Annotated in this window: 1 protein-coding gene; it reads right to left on the reverse strand. The window is 57.7% G+C overall.

The annotated features are described in order from the left end of the window. Window positions 1-74: 74 nt before the first annotated feature. Window positions 75-1,426 (reverse strand): IS3 family transposase gene (locus tag DOU54_RS22895; RefSeq protein WP_113731828.1). Its coding sequence is split into 2 segments (ribosomal slippage): window positions 75-1,090 and window positions 1,090-1,426, totalling 1,353 coding nucleotides; the frame shifts between segments, so codons are not numbered across the junction. Between the last annotated feature and the right edge of the window lie 89 nt (window positions 1,427-1,515).

The following is a 1,515-nucleotide window of genomic DNA, read 5'->3' on the forward strand; positions in this document are numbered from 1 at the left end:
TGTCCGTCGTCGAATGATTTGAGACTTTTTGGGCTCTGGAAGAATGGAGTTTCCGGCTCGGGTAGCTGGTTAATTTAAGCCGCTTTGGCGTGGTGTTTCAAGCGGCGTAGTCTGATGGTGTCTCGTTTGATCCTTTCACGTTCGAGCAGGATGGTCTGGCCGCGTCCGAAGTACACGTCGGCCGGGGTGAGATTTTCGAGGCTCTCGTGGTATCGTCGATGATTGTAATGCTCGACGAAGGCCGCGATCTGGGCTTCCAGGTCCTCTTGGAAGAAGTAGTTTTCGAGCAGGATGCGGTTCTTCAACGTCTGGTGCCAGCGTTCGATCTTACCCTGCGTTTGCGGATGCCCCGGAGCGCCATGGACCTGAGCGATCTTGTATTTCTCCAGCCACTCGCCGAGATCGGAAGCGACGTAACACGGACCGTTGTCGGACAGTAGGCGTGGGCGGTGTTCGACCTTGACCTTGTCGCAGCCTGAGGCGGTCAGTGCCAGGTCGAGCGTATCGGTGACGTCATCGACTTTCATGCTGGTGCACAGCTTCCAGGCGATGATGTAGCGGGAATAGTCGTCGAGGATGGTCGAGAGGTAGAACCAGCCCCAGCCGATGACCTTCAGGTAGGTGAAGTCGGTCTGCCACATCTCGTTCGGCCGCGTGGTCTTGTCCTTGAACTCGTCATTGGCCTTGATGACGATATAGGCTGGCGAGGTGATCAGGTCGTGGGCCTTGAGCAGGCGATAGACCGAAGCTTCTGACACAAAATAGCGTTCCGTGTCGGTGAACTTCACGGCCAGCTCGCGCGGTGACAGATCGGCATGGTCGAGCGCCATGGTGATGATACGGTCACGGACATCGTCGGGAACACGGTTCCACACCCGTGAAGGTGCGGACGTCCGGTCTTCCAGCCCCTCGACACCGTGGGTCTGGAAGCGATTATACCAGCGATAAAAGGTCGGCCGGGGGATACCGAGCTTGTCGAGGGTCTGCTTGGCAGGCAGGTGGGATTCGTCCACCAGTCGGATAATCTCGAGCTTTTCCGTGGCGGGATATCTCATTCTTCGTCGCCCCCATCCGCAATCATGCTTTTTTTAAGCAGGCGGTTTTCCAGGGTGAGGTCAGCCAGCGCCTCTTTCAGGTCGCGGCTTTCACGGCGCAGCGCCTTGACCTCGTCACTGGTCGCCGAGCGAGCGGTATCGCCCGCGAGCCGCTTCTTGCCCGCTTCGAGGAATTCCTTTGACCAGCTATAATACAGGCTCTCGGCGATCCCTTCGCGGCGGCAAATCGCGGCGATGCTGTCTTCGCCACGCAGACCTTCCAGCACAATGCGGATCTTCTCCTCCGACGAATGGTGCTTGCGCGTGGCGCGGCGGATGTCCTTGATGGTCTTCTCGGCCGCCGATGTCTGCGGCCCGGTTTTCTGTCTCATCTTCGCTTCCTTTGATAGAGCTACGATGAGCCGAAAATCCTCTCTTCTCAATTAAAACACTTCTGTCTCAAGGGCGCTGATCCGGGACA

The sequence above is a fragment of the Agrobacterium sp. MS2 genome (genome assembly GCF_003261015.1).
Taxonomy (GTDB): Bacteria; Pseudomonadota; Alphaproteobacteria; order Rhizobiales; family Rhizobiaceae; genus Agrobacterium; species Agrobacterium pusense.